This is a genomic window from Gilliamella sp. B3127 (assembly GCF_026536935.1).
In the GTDB taxonomy this organism is placed as follows: domain Bacteria; phylum Pseudomonadota; class Gammaproteobacteria; order Enterobacterales; family Orbaceae; genus Gilliamella; species Gilliamella apicola_E.
In genome coordinates this window covers 105,815-123,607 of sequence record NZ_JAFNNI010000001.1, presented here as the reverse complement: position 1 = coordinate 123,607, position 17,793 = coordinate 105,815, and the positions used below count along the sequence as shown (strand labels likewise).

The 17,793-nt window shown below is 32.3% G+C and carries 11 protein-coding genes; 2 read left to right on the top strand and 9 right to left on the bottom strand.

The window, feature by feature from the left end; genetic code table 11:
- Positions 1–93: 93 nt before the first annotated feature.
- The 7 genes from J3U00_RS00520 to manD form a co-directional block, all read right to left on the bottom strand.
- Positions 94–3,261 (bottom strand): filamentous hemagglutinin N-terminal domain-containing protein, encoded by a 3,168-nt coding sequence (locus J3U00_RS00520; protein ID WP_267331194.1) that lies wholly within the window; start codon positions 3,259–3,261, stop codon positions 94–96.
- Between the two features lie 737 nt (positions 3,262–3,998).
- Positions 3,999–5,687: a ShlB/FhaC/HecB family hemolysin secretion/activation protein gene (locus J3U00_RS00515; RefSeq protein WP_267331193.1), complete on the bottom strand. Its 1,689-nt coding sequence runs from the start codon at positions 5,685–5,687 to the stop codon at positions 3,999–4,001.
- A 328-nt stretch (positions 5,688–6,015) separates the two neighbouring features.
- The gene (locus tag J3U00_RS00510; RefSeq protein ID WP_267330074.1) at positions 6,016–6,699 is read right to left on the bottom strand and encodes a GntR family transcriptional regulator; all 684 of its coding nucleotides are present in this window, start codon (positions 6,697–6,699) and stop codon (positions 6,016–6,018) included.
- Positions 6,700–6,837: 138 nt separating this feature from the next.
- Positions 6,838–8,319, bottom strand: coding sequence for a mannitol dehydrogenase family protein (locus tag J3U00_RS00505; protein WP_267330073.1), 1,482 nt, complete (start codon positions 8,317–8,319; stop codon positions 6,838–6,840).
- A gap of 19 nt (positions 8,320–8,338) precedes the next feature.
- On the bottom strand, positions 8,339–9,847 hold the full coding sequence (locus tag J3U00_RS00500; protein ID WP_267331192.1) for an MFS transporter: 1,509 nt from the start codon (positions 9,845–9,847) through the stop codon (positions 8,339–8,341).
- A gap of 75 nt (positions 9,848–9,922) precedes the next feature.
- Positions 9,923–11,326, bottom strand: coding sequence for a glucuronate isomerase (gene uxaC / locus J3U00_RS00495; protein WP_267331191.1), 1,404 nt, complete (start codon positions 11,324–11,326; stop codon positions 9,923–9,925).
- 313 nt (positions 11,327–11,639) lie between these two features.
- Complete coding sequence (gene manD / locus J3U00_RS00490; RefSeq protein ID WP_267331190.1) at positions 11,640–12,854, bottom strand: D-mannonate dehydratase ManD; 1,215 nt, start codon at positions 12,852–12,854, stop codon at positions 11,640–11,642.
- Positions 12,855–13,198: 344 nt separating this feature from the next.
- Here manD and J3U00_RS00485 point away from each other — a divergent pair, with 344 nt between their 5' ends.
- Positions 13,199–13,765 (top strand): anthranilate synthase component II, encoded by a 567-nt coding sequence (locus J3U00_RS00485; protein ID WP_065734224.1) that lies wholly within the window; start codon positions 13,199–13,201, stop codon positions 13,763–13,765.
- Between the two features lie 2 nt (positions 13,766–13,767).
- A complete protein-coding gene (pabB, locus tag J3U00_RS00480; protein WP_267331189.1) occupies positions 13,768–15,573 on the top strand; it encodes an aminodeoxychorismate synthase component I in 1,806 nt (601 codons plus the stop codon).
- On the opposite strand, the gene J3U00_RS00475 is transcribed toward pabB, so the two are convergent.
- Both J3U00_RS00475 and pqiB read right to left on the bottom strand, forming a co-directional pair.
- Complete coding sequence (locus tag J3U00_RS00475; protein ID WP_220225102.1) at positions 15,563–16,141, bottom strand: PqiC family protein; 579 nt, start codon at positions 16,139–16,141, stop codon at positions 15,563–15,565. The two genes, pabB and J3U00_RS00475, sit on opposite strands and share 11 nt — an antisense overlap.
- On the bottom strand, positions 16,141–17,778 hold the full coding sequence (gene pqiB, locus J3U00_RS00470) for an intermembrane transport protein PqiB (protein WP_267331188.1): 1,638 nt from the start codon (positions 17,776–17,778) through the stop codon (positions 16,141–16,143). The genes J3U00_RS00475 and pqiB overlap by 1 nt, the downstream gene beginning before the upstream one ends.
- Positions 17,779–17,793 lie beyond the last annotated feature (15 nt).

The following is a 17,793-nucleotide window of genomic DNA, read 5'->3' as shown; positions in this document are numbered from 1 at the left end:
AAAAAGATCCTAGATTATTTTGCCTTAAAACAGGATAAATAAACTAGGATCTTATTTTATTTAAGTAATGTTTTTGAAATTCAATTAAAATGATTAATTTTCAATTATTGTATTTTGATTGTTATCAACAAAATCGCCTTGCATATAGCCTTTATTGATAAAGTCAACCATATTGCCATGTATTGTTTCTGTAATCATACTACCCTGACTTGAATTTTCAAATTTATCACCTGATAATCTAATATGTATGTTTGATTTCAATTTGCCATCATTTTTGATGTTTTTACCATTAATATTAATAGCGTGATTAGCTAAAATTGATCCTTCATTGTGTATTTGATTACCCTTTATATCAATTTGCCAATTCGAGTTTAATTCACCTGATCTGTAATTTTTGACATTGTTTGAATCAAATCTTAGATAGTTAGCTGAATATAATTTGTTATGATTCTCAACATCGGTTGAACTAATATCGAAATTATGAAGAGCATTTGCATTACCATAATTTTCAAATTTATCACCTGCTATGGAAATATCAGCACCCTTAATTACGCCAAGCCAATCATTTTTGAAGTTTTTTGCATTAATAACAGCCTTGATAGTATCTATCAAACCATTATTCAGGATATTATCACCTCTCAAATCAATTTGCTTATCGGATTTTAAAATACCTGTTGAGTTGTTTGTGAAATAGGTAGCGTTAATTGTAAGGTATTCTCTAGATAATAAATTTGAAGCATTCATAACATCAGTTGAATTAATATAGAAATTATGTTCTGCTCGTGCACTACCATAATTATCGAATTTATTACCACTTATCGTAATATCACCACCTTTAATTACTCCATACCAATCATTTTTGAAACTATCTCCAAAAATGATAGCTTTTTTAGACGCTATTATTTCACCAGTATTGACACCACTTTCAGTATTAATTTTGATATCACCACTATTGAGTGTACCAATCACTTTAGTGCCATCTTCAGTAGTGTAACGTCTATTGTTAAACTCTTTCTTGGCTTTAATTTCAATAAGATCAGCTGATTTTATTTGTGAACGATTTTGGAAATCATGTGCTTGAATTTTAACAATATGGTAGGATTCAATTGATGAACCATGATCATTATTTAAATATTCCGTATTCAAGTTAACTTGATTTTTTGCAAAAATTTTAGCGTAGTTATCAATTTTTTTAAACGCAAGATCCAATACATTTTCTGCACGCATTTGACCTTTATTATCTAAAGTATCACCTTCTAAATTAATATTTCTACCTTCTATAGTAGCTCCATCTCTATTGTGTAGTGTTAATACATAGCCTTTTAAGTCTTGTTTTGCTTGTAATTTTCCAATATTTTCAAGGTAATCGACTTCTAATTCCAGATTTTCAATTGGCTCAATTTTTCCATAATTAATTAATTTAATTGCATTAATATCAGCATTGTTTGCAACTATATTTCCGTACCAATCATTTATTAATGATTCAGATTTTATGTTTAATTGATTGCCAGCAATTATATCTTTTTGGTTTCCAAATTCATGAGTCAAAATATTCAAATTATTATTTGAGTATATCACGCCTTTATTAACCAGTTTATCAGCTTTAAATTGAACATTCTCACCCTTAACAAGACCAGCTGAATTATTGGTTTCAAAAATATTACTTACTACTGATACTTGCTTGTTGCTCGAAAGTTCTCCTGAATTGGTAACATCTAACACGTGAACAGTAAGGTCTTCTGAAGCATGAGCTTTACTTCTGTTAAATAATTTATCACCTTGTAAAAGTATGTGTTTGGCTGAAATAGAACCACCGTAATCGTTTATAATTTCTTTACTAGCAATATGAACTTCATTATCAGCTGACATATTACCTTGATTTTGGGTAAGTTCAGACTTAATATCAATTCTATTTTTTACTTTCATATCACCAGTATTTTTAGTTACATAACTTGTAACATCGACATCTTGAGCGTCAATTGTTGCCCCAAAACCATTATTAAATTCATTACCTTGAGCTGTTACCGTTTTACCTGCAGTAATTACGCCATTATTACCAGTCCAACTCCCTGATGAAAAATTAACATTTTCTCTTGCCTGTAATGTGCCATTATTTTTGATTTCGTGATAACTAGCTAATGATATATTCTTATTTAAACTTTTTATTTTTCCATTATTTTCGATAGCATTGCCTTTACTTCTCAAACTTACATCACCAACAGCATCTATTATATTTTCATTAACAACTTTACCATCAGTAGTAATATTGATAGAACCAGCGTTGGTATATATTTTACCTTGATTACGTACACCTACACCATTTTCTGTACCTACCATAGTAATTTTACCGGCATACATTCCACCTAATGCGGAAACATCAAGCGCAAATTCAGGTTTATCTGAATTAGAATCCGCACCTTGTCTTTCAACCTTACTTAAATCAGCACTGACTTTATTTTTGCCTGTTACAATATTGACTTCATTATCTGCCCATAACTTTGCATTAATTGAAACTGAACGCGAAATTAAATCAGTATAATTTTGACCGCCACTACGTAAACCATCACCTTGGATTTCAATTTTACCTTGTCGAACATCGTAACCTTTTAATTCTCCATCTTCCATGATCGGCTTACCTGTAGTTAATGTTGTACGATCAGCATTAATAAAACCGCAACCATTACAAGTAATACCCGCAGCATTAGCAATAACCACTTGAGCTTTTTGCCCTGCTACTTCAATAGAACCAAGTAGTTGACTTGGATTATTAGAATTTACTTCATTTAAAATGACTCTTGCATTATTTCTTAATCGTTTATTCCCATTAATATTTCCTGCTAACTCGGTATTTGTATCTGTGAGTGAGTTATTAAGAATCAAACCATCTTTTGATACATCAAATTGTGTAAATTTGTTATGTGATATACCACCTTTAGTTGGAGATACGATATCAACTTGTGTCGTACCATTATTTAATTCTTGAACATTTGGCCTTTGATTTTTTCCTGCATTAGGATCTACAACGACACCACCTGCATAACTATTACTAACAACACTTACCATACCTAAAACAACATAAGATAAGAAAACTATAGGTTTTAAAACTGCTTTTTTCTTACCTATAATATCCGCTTGAGCATTCGTATCTTTTTTTCTTTGACTCTTACCCGAAATAGCTTGATGTGATTTAACAATTTCAGACACCACAATAAATAATCCACGAGCTTGATTAAAAACAATTCGATAAAAATTTTTATTCATAGTATTTCGCCTTTCATCTTATTTTGTTATTCAAATGTCTAAACAAAAAGTTATTATTTCCAATAAAAACGATTTATTTACAACGATTAATATTTACCACAAAATAAATTGCAAATAATTAATTAGTTACTTACAACTTATAACAATATGATTTATTTATCTTTTATAACCAATAAATAAAACTATATTTTTAGAGAACTACTTTTACTACAAACTTAACTTTAACTATAAAATATAATCCTTTTTCCTAATTACCATTAAATCCAATTTATTGTTATGAAAGAGTTATTTAAATTATCTATAAGATATTCAAAGAAAAACTAAAGCATCAATTGTTATTTACTTTATTTAAAAAGGGGAAAGGATATTTAGCATCCAAATAGGCAAATTAAAACTTAGTCGCCATTTATTGAAGACAAATTAAATGTGATCAATAAAAAGTCTCCTTTTTAATATTACTCATACCATAAAACCATATTACTTAGTTGTATTACGTTACTGACATTAATAAATATTAAAAATTACTAAAACTTTTTACTACAATTTGATAATTAAAAATTCAATTAATTCTTGATAAATAGTATTGTTTCTTTTGACAAAAGCCTAAAAAGCTATTGCATACATTATAATAATACTCAATATAACATAAGATAAAAGATTTTTTCATTATTTATATACATAGTTTTTATTTGTTTTCTAACTAATTCTTAGTTTATGACCAAAAAAGACAAAAAATACTAGTAAGTCCAATTTAAATAAAAGGCAACTGTTAAATGATTTGTTTTAAAATTATCCGGTTTGTGCAAAGGTACTCCAGCAAATACATCATAATAGACATTAAATTGTTGACCTCTTATACCTAGTGCCGAACCAACAAGTCGTTTACCGCTCAACCGTTCTGAATTTCGCCCACTAACTTGCCCAGCATCTAAGCCAAAGTATAATTGTTGCCTTATAGGCATTTGCCAAATCAAATCATTACGCAGATACCAGCCATTATCAGCCGTCAACATTTGCTCACCATCAAATCCTCTAACAGTCCAACGACTTCCGATCGAAAATCGATCTGGAGGAGTTAATTTATTACCTCTTGTCATTTGACCATTATAATCAAAACTATAAGCAAAATTCTGATTACCTAGAGTGAATGGAGCATAAAATGAAACATCAAACTTGAAAATATTAGTCAACGCACTAGCTATGTTTATTTCTTCTTCTCGAGCTTTTTCTGCACCGAACCAACGTACTCCTTTTTGATACCATACATCAACATCTAAAGTCATATCGTTAATATAATGACGATGTTGTAACCCTAATTTCCAATTAGTTGTTTTGCGGCGCTGATTTTCAAGTTCAAGGTCATTCATAAAGTTGTGAGATTGTCTTAAATTAATACCATAACTTAATGTTGTTTTTTGTGTTGAACTACGGTGCAATACCCTGCTGATTTTAAAATTATAATTTTTACTTCGACCTTTGTATTGATAATCTACAATACCTGGAATATTTTGGTGATAAGTATTGCCATAAATTAAAGCATCAAACATCCAATATCCATAAGGAACGGAATAAGAAAAATAATAATCTCGGTTGCCATATTTGTCTTTATTTTCAAGATCATGGTCGCCAGAAACATAAAATGAGTCGCTAAATCCAAGAGGATTATCTAAATAGAAAGTTAATCCGCCTAAATAACGCCCTGTATCTTTAGTGCCTGAGTTATCTACAGACATCCCTACGCGCCAAAACTTTGATTGATTACGTTTTATAACAATCTCGGTTTCACCTTCTTGAGCACCAGGGATTAACTCAATTTTAGCATCTACAGTAGGAATTCTTTGTAAATTCTCTAAACCTTGTTCAAGTGCCCGTAAATTAAGTAATTCACCACTTCTTAAAGGGATACTGGTATACAAATTTGCATAGGTATCACTACCTTCTGAATAGTGTATACTTTTTACGGAACCCTTTAAGATTAATAGAGTGAAAGTCCCCTGTGATAAATCTTGTTGTGGAGCAACCACACGAGTAGTAATAAAACCATAATTAATAAGTTGGTTTTGCAATTCGGTCATCAATAAATTCAGACCTTGACTACCTAAACAACGCCCTTCGGCTTGTTTTGTTAAAGGACTTAATGGAACATAAAATGGTAAAGTTTCTTTTTCTAATAACTTAACATGGGAAATAGGGAAACATAATTTTTCTTCTGGAAAATCAATATTATTAATTTTCTTTAATGGGGATAATAAATTAACATCAGGCGTTTTGGGGGATAGCGCTTCTTCCGCTGCTTTTTGCCGTTCCTGTTGATAAATTAGCTGTTTGTCACTAACTTTTTGATTGGTTACTTGAGAATCCGCCCCAACATAACCAGAAAGAATAAAGCCTACTACAATAACTGATAACTTCCTGACATTCATCATTTTCTTTACCAACATTATAATATTTATGCTTTTGTGCTGTCATATGTTAAAACGATTACATGATTTAGTCTATAAAAAGAATTAATCAAGAATTATGATTCATAAAAAATAAAGTTTAAAAACATCAATTAATCAATAAGAAAAGTTAAATAAAAAAAGGTTAATAACTTTTCTTTTTTTGAGGCAATTGGCGATATTTAGATATATAAAAACATTGATAAATGTTTCTTAAATTAGCACACCATGAAAAAAATTAAATTTTATTTATTTTTTTAGAAAAAATGATAATGAAAATATATAAAGTTTACCGCCTTTGAAATTAAAAAAATTAATCAACAAACCATTCATTATGCTGTTGTGATACTATTTTTATCGTTTTTAATATAGTTGATAAATGCTCATGAAGTGCAAGTGCAGCCATTTCAGGATCATGATTTTTTAGCGCAATAACGATTTTTCCATGCTGTTTAACTAGGTCTTCTGGTGGGGATATATCTTCTAAAGTAAGGTATCTTACCCTGTCCATCATTGCTTTGATATTTTCGACGGTTTCCCATGCCATGGGGCAATCAATAACATTCATTATAATCTGATGAAATTCATCATCTTTTTCAAGAAAATAACTAATGTCTTTACACTTGTTGGCGTCAATTTGTTCTTTTAGATTTTTTTCAAGTAATAAAAGATCTGAATCATTAATTTCTTGTGCAGCACGTTTAATAATTGCACACTCAACTGCATCACGAATAAATTGACCATCAATTACTTTTTTAACTGATATTTTCGTTACAAAAGTTCCACGTTGTGGAAGAATTTGGACCAATCCAGCTTCTGCTAGTTTAATAAAAGCTTCACGAACGGGTTGGCGTGAAACATTAAACTGACCCGAAATATCTTTTTCAGACAATAAAACACCTGGTAATACTCGGCAAGTGATGATTGCCTTTCTTAATTGGCGATATATTTGTTGATTAACAGGTTCTGAGGTAGTTAACGCTTCCGATTTGAACATATATCACTTTCAAAAAACAAATTACAATAAAAGAGAATATAGGGGATTTTTGAATATAAGAAAAGTTTTTTATTTAATAATAAAAGTGCAATCATCTAAAGATGATTGCACTTGGCTTATTAATTATTGTTAGTGGAATTAAAAATTTTGAGTTATTTGTTTAACGGTCTCTTTTGCTCCTATGTCTCTTAAAGAAAGATAAGCTTTAGTTACCTGTTCAATAAACAATGGATTTTGGGGTAGATCCTCTCCAAAAACATGTTTTAAAGATAACAGTGCATTAACTCGATCTTGATTATCTGAACTATTTAAAACCAACTCTTTTAATTTCTCGGCTGCTGGATCGCAAACTTCAATAACGTTACCACTATCATCCACACCACTAACATAACGCATCCAAGCTGCAACACCTAAAGCTAAACAATCAAATGGTGTACCATTAGCTAAATGATATCTAACAGAATCAAGCATACGTTGTGGAAGCTTTAATGTTCCATCCATTGCGATTTGCCATGTACGATGTTTTAAACCGGTGTTGCGATATCGATCTAGTAATGAATCAGCATAAGCTGACAAATCAACATTTTTTACCCGTAATGTAGTTGCTTGCTCATTTAACATTAAATGCCTAGCTGCTTTAACATAATTAGGATCTTGCATACATTCATCAATATGCATATAACCAGCTAAATAACCTAAATAAGCGAAAAATGAATGACTACCATTTAACATGCGTAATTTCATCTCTTCATAAGGCAATACATCATTAACTAATTCTGCCCCTGCTTTTTGCCACTCTGGACGACCAGCCACGAAATTATCTTCAATCACCCATTGTCTAAATGGTTCACCAGCGATACCTGCCGGATCATCAATACCACCAAGTTGTTTTTTTATTTTAGCCATCGTTTCTGGCGTTGCCGCAGGTACAATTCGATCAACCATTGTTGATGGGAAAGTAACATTATCCTCAATCCATTGCGCTAAACTTTCATCGCGCTGCTTAGCCAAGGCTAAAACAACATTACGAGTAACATGTCCATTTTCAGGCATATTGTCACAAGACATAACTGTAAAAGGTTTTAATCCTTGCTCTTTACGTAAACGTAAAGCTTCCACAATGACACCTGGAACAGATTTAGGTGTATGTGGATTAGTTACATCATGAATAATTAATGGATTATTAGTATCAATTGATGATGTTGATGGTAGATAGCAATAACCTTTTTCGGTTACAGTGATTGACACAATTGCAATTTCTGGACGAGTCATCACATCTAAGACTTTCTCAATTCCATCAACATCTGCATGTAATGCTTCTTTTGCAATACCTACAACACGAGTATTCCAATTATCATAAGACATTTCACACACACTAAATAAGCAATCTTGTTGTTTTAAATCTTGAATTTGTGCTTCACCACCAATCAAGTTAACTTCACAGTATCCCCAATCGCTATCATATTGCGTAGCCAATATATCTGCATAGATAGCTTGATGAGCACGATGAAATGCCCCAAAACCAAGATGAACAATTTTGGTTTTAATTTTGTTTCTATCATAAGTAGGGACAACTACCTCCTTAGGTAGTTGTGATAAAGTTTGATTCGATAATCTCATTTTTTATTCCATTAAATTATTAAACAGTACGCCAAACATTTTCATATTTATGGCCCGTTAAATCCTCAATAACTTTTCTGGTTTCATCGGTAACATCTTCTTTAACACCATTATTTCTTAATCTTTCAATCTCATTAACTAAAATAGCATGAGTTTGTTTATTTAATTTAAAGGTGAGTGCAAAAATTAAAGCAATAAATAACAGCCCTGCGGTACCACAAAGGAATAATAATCCTATGGTGGTAATTGCTTGTTCACTTTGTGTAAGACTTCCTTGCACAAAACCACCTTTTTGTAAAATAAGACCCACAACGAATGTAGCAATTGCAACAGTCGTTTTTCTACCAAATGTCATCACCGCAGCATATAATCCTTCTCGTCTTTGTCTGGTTAATATTTCATCTACATCCGGAATAAAAGGAAATACATTCCAAGGTGTAAACTCAAGCACACATCTTCCTGCCTGATAGCAAACGGCAAAAACATAAAGTAGTAATATTTTTGATTCAGGATTAAATATATATACACAGTAAAAACCAATGATACAAATAATCATTGTTGAATAAGAAAAGGTATATAATTTACCTGGTCCATATTTTACCATGGCAAAACCAGCAATCAATGTTATTGGTAGACCAATAATACTAAGTGAAAGTAATGCAGCCGCAACTGAGGATGGAACAATTAAACAATATACACAGAAAAAAACAAATACTGTATTGAATACATCTTTGGCGGTAAATGAAAATAAATAAATAGCTAAATGACGTCTAAATGCTTTTATGTTAAAAGTAGAGAAGTATTCAGCAAATAATTTTTTAAAAGCTGTTAACTTTTCAGCAAAAGTTTTTTTGATAGGCGCTTGTTGTAAGTGAGCTAACATTTCAGCTGTTGGTTCTCTCTCCCATGTAACTTTATAGGAAATAAATACACAAATAGCAAATATTACTGCAAAGAATAATCCATTAATAAAATAGGCATAGGCATTATTTTCACCAAAATAACTAATTAAAATGCCTGGAACAAAGGTCGCTAAAAAAGTACCACAAGCGGACAGGAACATTCTTCCGGTTGATAATTTAGTTCTGTCGTTGTAGTCCTTAGTCATTTCAGATGGAAGTGTTTCCCATGGAATAAGCACTATTGCAGCGACGATTTCAAAAGCCAAATAAGCAGCAAGATAGAACCAAAAATTCATACCAACTATCCATAATAATACATAAAGTAACATCAATGGCGAACCAATTAATAAGAAAAATCGTCTACGACCAAACTTTTGACCCAATTTATATTTATAGAAGTGATCAGTAAAACTGCCCATAAATAGACTGACAATTGCATCAACAATTCTTGCAATAGCAACAATAGACGCTGCTTCTAATGGTGTTAATCCTACAAAAGTTGTGTAAAAAAATAGTAACCATGCACCAATAATTGAGAAAGCACCTCCACCCATGATGTCGGTTAGACCATAACCAATTGCAATAGGAAGGGTTATTTTCCTTTTTTTATTTATTTGTGTATCCATTCTTTATTCCTTAATTTGATAATCAAATTTTTATTTACCTTTTTTAAAGATCTAAGTTGCAAGTTTGCTTCGAACTTAAAATTCGAAATAGGAAAGCGCATTTTTATAGCAAATGCCCGTAACCAGTTTTCCTAGCAATTGATAATCTTCTGGTACTTCTCCGTCTGTAACCCATTTACCAATTAAATTACATAAGATACGGCGGAAATATTCATGACGGGTATAAGAGATGAAACTTCTTGAATCTGTTAACATTCCGACAAAATTCATTAATAATCCATGGTCTGCAAGGGTGGTAAGTTGTCTTAACATTCCTCTTTTAGTATCACTGAACCACCATCCAGCTCCATATTGCATATTGGATTTTACTAATCCTGATTTTTGAAAATTCGCTATTGCCGAGGCAACAATATCATTCACACTAGGATCTAAATTATAGATAATCGTTTTAGGTAATGAATTTAATTCATTCATTTTATTAAATAGTTGATTTAAATTAATTGCTAAATTTTGTTGATCACAAATAGAATCAAATCCAGCATTGATACCAACTTTATTGAGCATGATCATATTGTTGTTACGAACAACACCAAAGTGAATTTGCATAGTCCAATTTCTTTTATGATAAAAACCAGATAATGCAATTAATACTGCTGATTTATATTGTATTTTTTCAACTTTATCCAAAGCAATGTTATTCATCTTTTTCTCAAATAACCTATTTTGTGTTTCAAGATCACTTGGGTAAAATTCAATGCTCATCAATCCATGATCAGATAATCGACAACCCTTTTGATGAAAATATTCAACTCGATTCTCTAAAGCTGTTAAGTAATCACTAAAATTATTGATTTTAACTAATGATTTTTTTTCAAGATGTTGGACAAAAGCAATAAATTTTTCACCCTCACCATCCAATGCTTCATCTGGTCTAAATGTTGGTAGCACTTTAGTTTTAAAATCATGCTGCTTTTTTATGTCATCATGATGTTCTAAGCTATCTAAAGGGGAATCAGTAGTACAAATAACTTCGACATTTGACAAACTGATCAGTCGTTGGGCTGTATAATTTTTTTCTTTTAAAATATGGTTACATTGTTCCCATATTTCATTATAATTTTTGGCATTTAATGATTGAGTAATATCAAAATAGTTAGCTAACTCAAGATGACTCCAATGAAACAAAGGATTACCGATGGTGTTTTCAAGAGTTTCACTCCAGGCTTTAAATTTTTGTAAAGGTGTTGCATTACCTGTAATGAACTCTTCATCAACACCATTGGCTCTCATTGCTCGCCATTTGTAATGATCGCCTGACAACCATAAGTCATAGATTGAATCAAATTTTTTATTTTCAACAATTTCTTTTGGATCCAAGTGACAATGGTAATCAATGATTGGCAAATTTTCGGCAAATTCATGGTATAATTTTTGTGCCGCTTTGCTATTTAATAGAAAATTTTCATGTATAAAAAACATATTTTATTACCTCGTTGTGCATAAATAAAATCTCCTTTGCATATAGATAGTTGTAACACTAGTTCTATATCCAAATAAGAACACACATATCCAATATAGATTTAAAATGACCGATACAATATTTTATGGACACTTTAATACTTCTTTTTTCATCTATTCTGGATGTAATATCTAAAATATTAGATGGTTATATTTTCATAAAAAGTATCGTAACTTGACCTGCTAGTTAACCTGATAAACGAACTTCACGTTCCTCGATTTCTAGTTCATTAGGTTTTTTTACAACGATACTTTTCATATAAGCTCCCTCTACTTACCAATTCCACAACGTGCCATCTTCTAAACGAGCAATTGGCAAATAAGCGGGGTTGTATGGATATTTTGCTGCTAGTTTTTCATCAAAATCGATACCTAAACCTGGTTTGTCACTTGGGTGCATATAACCATCAGTAAAGGTCCAGTTTGGTGAGAAGACTTCTAGCATTTGCTCTGAGTAACCCATAAATTCTTGAACACCAAAGTTAGGTACCCACATATCAAAATGAAGTGCAGCTGCATGACAGATTGGTGATAAATCTGATGGTCCATGAGAGCCTGTTCTAACTTGATAAAGCGACGCAAAATCAGCTATTCGACGCATATGAGTTATACCGCCTGCATGGGTTATTGTGGTTCGGATATAGTCAATAAGCTGTTCTTCAATTAACTGTTTACAGTCCCAAATACTGTTAAATACTTCACCTACGGCAATTGGTGTTACGGTGTGTTGGCGAATTAAACGGAAACATTCTTGATTTTCCGCTGGTGTTGGGTCTTCCATCCAAAATAGGCGATAGTCTTCAACACTTTTACCAAATCGAGCAGCTTCAATCGGTGTTAAACGATGGTGCATGTCATGCAATAAATGTTCGTTAAAACCAAATTTATTTCTTACTGCCTCAAATAATTTTGGTGTGAAATCAAGATATTTATCGGTAGCCCAAAACTGTTCTTCAGGATAGTTACCTCGTGTTGCTGGCTCGTAAGCTAAGTTTTTACCTTTACTTTGACCATAGGTGGTTTTCATTCCTGGTATGCCACACTGCACTCGAATGGCCTTAAAGCCCATTTCTTTATGTTTAGCATAATCATCTAACGCTTCTTCAATATCTTTACCTGTGGTATGGCAATACACCATTACACCGGTACGAGAAGCTCCACCTAATAATTGATAAAGTGGCATATTGGCAACTTTACCTTTGATATCCCATAACGCCATATCTATGGCTGATATTGCTGACATCGTCACAGGTCCACGACGCCAATAGGCACCTTTATAGAAATATTGAAAAATATCTTCTATTTGACTGGCATCTCGCCCTATTAATTGTGGGCAAAGATGATCTTTAAGATATGATGCGACGGAAAGCTCACGTCCATTGAGTGTTGCATCACCTACTCCATATACGCCGTCATCTGTTGTTATTTTTACTGTGACAAAATTCCTTCCTGGACTACAAACAAAAACTTCCGCTTTTACAATTTTCATTGAATACCTCATAAATAATTTCTGTAGCAACAAATTAATCCATTAAATACTACCATACAAGTAGATTAGTATATTTTTGTGAGTAAGATCACATTAAGGAAAAATATGGCAAAGAAAAATGAGGTTTTTAATACGCGTCACAAAAGATTTAATAAAAGTAGGCATATGTAATACATTGAGTGTTATTGAAAAACCCCGTTCCTCAAAATTTAAAAAAAAGTTGAGGAACGGGGTTTTTGAAAGCTTATATATAAACTGCTTTATGTGATATCCCTTTTTATAATAGAATCATCTGTCACATTTCGAACCTTCATTTTTTAAAATAATAAGTATTGGATATAATTTTGATTCTTCTGATTGATAACTACGATTCATTTACATTTAATATATATGATTACCTGTGCCGTGCTGGCGCGAAGGTTATGGTCATTAAAAATGATGAAAAATCTATTGATGAATTAAAACGATTGTCGTTTTCTAAAATGGTAATTTCCCCAGGGCCAGGTACGCCAGATAATGCTGGGATATCGTTGTCAGCAATTCAGGCTTTTGAGAATAAATGTCCAATACTTGGTATCTGTTTAGGCCATCAAGCGATTGCTCAATATTTTGGATTCTCGATTATTAAAGCACCTGTACCCATGCATGGAAAAATTGATGAGATCATTCATGATGAAAAGGGATTATTTTCTGGAATTAAAAATCCTCTGTCTGTTGTAAGATATCATTCGTTAATTGTACAAAATTCGTCAAATGAGTCACCTTTAACAATCACTGCTACTAATAAACAAGGGTTGATTATGGGGTTACGTCATAAAACATTACCTATCGAATCAGTACAATTCCACCCTGAAGCGATCAAGACTGAATTTGGTTTAAAAATGATAAGCAATTTTGTTAGTGAGCAATAAGCATGAAAATTTATATCGATTTTGAGGGGCAACGTAAATATTTTTGTGATCCAATAAAGATTATAAAGTCATCTGATTATCACTCAATAAAAAAACATATTGATGAGATAGAAGAGTTTATACAACAAGGTTATTTTGCTTGCGGCTATCTTGCTTATGAAAGCGCTATGGGTTTTAATGAGTCGAATAAGACCAAAATAGTCACAAAGTCAGACCAGGATTTACCTTTACTTTTTTTTGGTATTTTTGAGAGCTATACAACAATAGCTCATACTGAGTGTGCTTCACCCGAGTATTTTGAATTGTCTTGTGACGCAAATATTGACGAATATCAGCAGAAAATTAGTTATATTCGATCACAAATTGAATTAGGCAATACTTATCAAACTAACTATACCATTCAATTTAACGCTCCATTCAATGGTGATCCTTTAGATTATTATCATTTTCTACAAAAAAATAATCAGGCAAATTATTGTGCCTATATTGAATTTGAAAATTATCATATTTTATCTATCTCCCCTGAGCTATTTTTTAAATTAGAAGATAGAACCATTACAACTAAACCGATGAAAGGAACAGCAGCACGAGGTTTAAATTCTGACCAAGATAAACAACAAGTGGCCTTGTTGAAGTCAGAAAAAAATCTTGCTGAAAATATGATGATTGTTGATTTACTTCGTAATGATTTAAGCAAAATATCAGAGCCAGGTTCAGTAACCGTTCCACATTTATTTACAGCAGAAAAGTATCCGACTGTCTGGCAACTCACTTCAACTATTCAAGCAACCGTAAAAGAAAATATAAGTTTGTATCAGCTATTTCAAGCGCTGTTTCCGTGTGGTTCAATTACTGGTGCGCCCAAATCAAGTACCATGCAAATCATTAGTGATATTGAAAACTCGGCCCGTGGGGTTTACTGTGGCACAATTGGTTATGTAGAACCTTTAATGAAAAAGGCAGTATTTAATATTCCAATACGAACTTTAACCATACATAATCAACAGTTGAATTATGGTGTTGGTGGTGGCATTACATGGGATTCAACTGCTGATGATGAATATCATGAGATTTTAGCTAAAACAGCTATCTTAAATCGAACGCTAACTATTCCTGAATATATTATTGAAACATTATTGCTTAAAGATGGCGAGTTGGTTTTGTTTGATATGCATTTAGATAGGTTGATAAATTCAACGAGTTATTTTGATTTTGAATGTGATATTCAAACAATTAAACAGACATTAACTAATTTAGCAAAAACTCATTCATCAGGAAGATATAAAATTAGGCTTCTGCAACCTAAATATGGCCAAGCAAAAATAAGTCTCGATAAACTTACTCATTCAATGGTAATTGATAAGCTTGATTTTGCACCCAAATGTGTCGATAAGGAAAACACTTTTCTCTATCATAAAACGACTAATCGACAACACTTTCCCGAATTAGCAGTTGGGCAAGAATATATCAATTATAATCAATATGATGAAATCACTGAGTTTGTTAATGGTAATATTGCGTTGTTGATTAATGAAAAGTGGGTCACACCAACTATTACTTCGGGTTTACTTGCTGGTACTATGCGACAGTATTATTTGGATAATCATCAATTAACCGAGCAAAAGGTTGTCAAACAAGATATTTTGCAAGCCGAGAAAATAGCATTTATTAATAGTGTTCGAGGATGGGTTGAAATTAAAGACCAGATATTAGATAAATTAAAAGCACAGTTTTCGGGATCTGAAATTAAGAGCAGAGAACATTCCGTCATCATATTGACGGAATGTTTAGTAAGTATTAATGTTTAATTGAATTTGCAAAGTCTAATTCTTCATTTTGCCAGCCTTCGGATAAGGCTTTTACCAAAGCATCATAACCATTTGTTGCAAGTGGAACATGACGTTCAATAGCTTTAGTAACGATTTTACCTTTCTTATCTGTCACTACCCAGCGTCCTTTTATGATTGCATCGCCATTATAACCGCCATGGAAACCATCAATAAAAAGTTTAACTGTAAAAGTTGGCGTGGTAATTGATTTAGTTGACACCAAATAATTAGGCAAAATTTGAGTTAAGTCTTGTGACAATCGATCGGCAAGTTGTTGAGACAGCGTTGATGCCCATAAATGATTAGTTGCTGTGACATATTTTATGTCCTGTGTTTGCAGGACAATACCGGGTTTGTTTAAGAAACTAGCTACCTCAATGGACTCAATCCAAATAAAATGATCTGTAGTTTGTGTCATTCTTGAGCCAGTCAAATTACTAGTTAATTGAAAATAACTTTTACTCGGTGCATTTGATGAACAACCAATTATAGTTCCTAATAATGTCACCAATATCGTAACTTTTAGCGTTCGAATTAATTTAACCATTATTTCTTACCTCTGGCTTTGGGTTCTTGGTCTTTTTTATTTGGCGCTGAGAAAATCAATGCATTACTTTTATTATTTAATGTGTTAAGTAAAGGAGTCAGCTCATCCATCATTAGTTGAATTTTCTGTAAACTTTCGATCATTTGCGTGTTAAGTTCAGATCCCGGTTGCAACCCTTTCATGGTCTCGTGTAATGAACGAATTGCCTTTTGTAAATCCTTCGGCATAGCTTGCATCTCTTTACTCGCCATAATTTGATTTAATGAATTCATTAGTTTTTCACTTGATTCTAATGATTTATTAAATTGAGTCATAGTGTTATTCAACGGTAAACTATTAAAGTTGTCGAGTAATTGCAATATTTTTGCTTGAATTTGAGCAAATCCTGTTGATGTTGTTTCAATAGTATCGTAACCATATTGGTTAGCTAATTTTATATCGTATTTATTTTTCAAATCAGGATAAAAATCTAAATCAATATAAAGCGCACCAGTAAACATATTGGACGTTTTTAATGATGCTCTAAGTCCATTTTTTTGTTCATCTTTTATCAAAGCTGCTATATCGATCTTATCATCAACTAATTCTGATAGACGGTCAGGCTCTATTCTGATTAATACTGGTACTTTTTGGTTGAGAATTGATCTTTCTTTTAACATTTCTGTGGTATAAAACGGTACTTTACTCACTGTACCCAATCTTATACCATGATATTCCACTGGCGCACCTTCGGTTAATCCCGATATGGAATCAGTAATCATAATTAGAAATTCTTTATATTCAGTGTACTGTGAATCTTGAATCGATTTTCTATCGTCATATAATTTATAAACATCATGTTGCTTCGCCGGTTCACCTAATTTCGCGCCATCTGGTAAATCAAAGCTGATTCCACCAGACATTAGAACATCTAACGAAGGAACTTCAAGACTTGCTCCTCGTGAAGATAGCGATAAATTGATTCCGCCCTCTTTCCAAAAGCGTACATTTTCGGTAACTAATGCATCATAAGGTTTCGTTATAAAAATTTGATATTTCATTTTACGAGCATCGACATCAAATAAGGATGTTTCAACATTACCGACTTGATAACCACGGAACATCACTTTTGCACCTCGAGGTACTACACCACTTTGGTCACTTTCTAAATTTAAGCGAATTCCTTTTATACTTGGATCAGATAACGGTGGTGTATCAGATAGAATAAATGGGTTATTTTTGAAACTATGCGTATCGTTGCCTGAGACCAGTTCAATATATACACCAGATAAAATAGTGCCAAGTCCTGTCACACCATCACGGCCAATTTCAGGTTTAACTACCCAAAAAATTGAGTCATTTTTTAACAATGGCTCCATATCATTATAAATTCGACCTTTTATGACGACTTTCTTGTAGTCATCAGATAATGTCACTTCATCAACTATACCAACGTCAACACTACGATTTTTGATTACTGTCTTACCTGCAACAATGCCATTTGCATCATTGGCTAATAAGGTAAAAGATGTGCCTCTATCAGCAAAGTGGGCATAGATAATCCATAATCCAACAACGGCGGTTACTATGGGAATAATCCATATTGCAGAAATTGCTCGGATTTTAATTATTTTTGCTAATTTTCTTGAGGTTGCCATATTATTCCTATTATT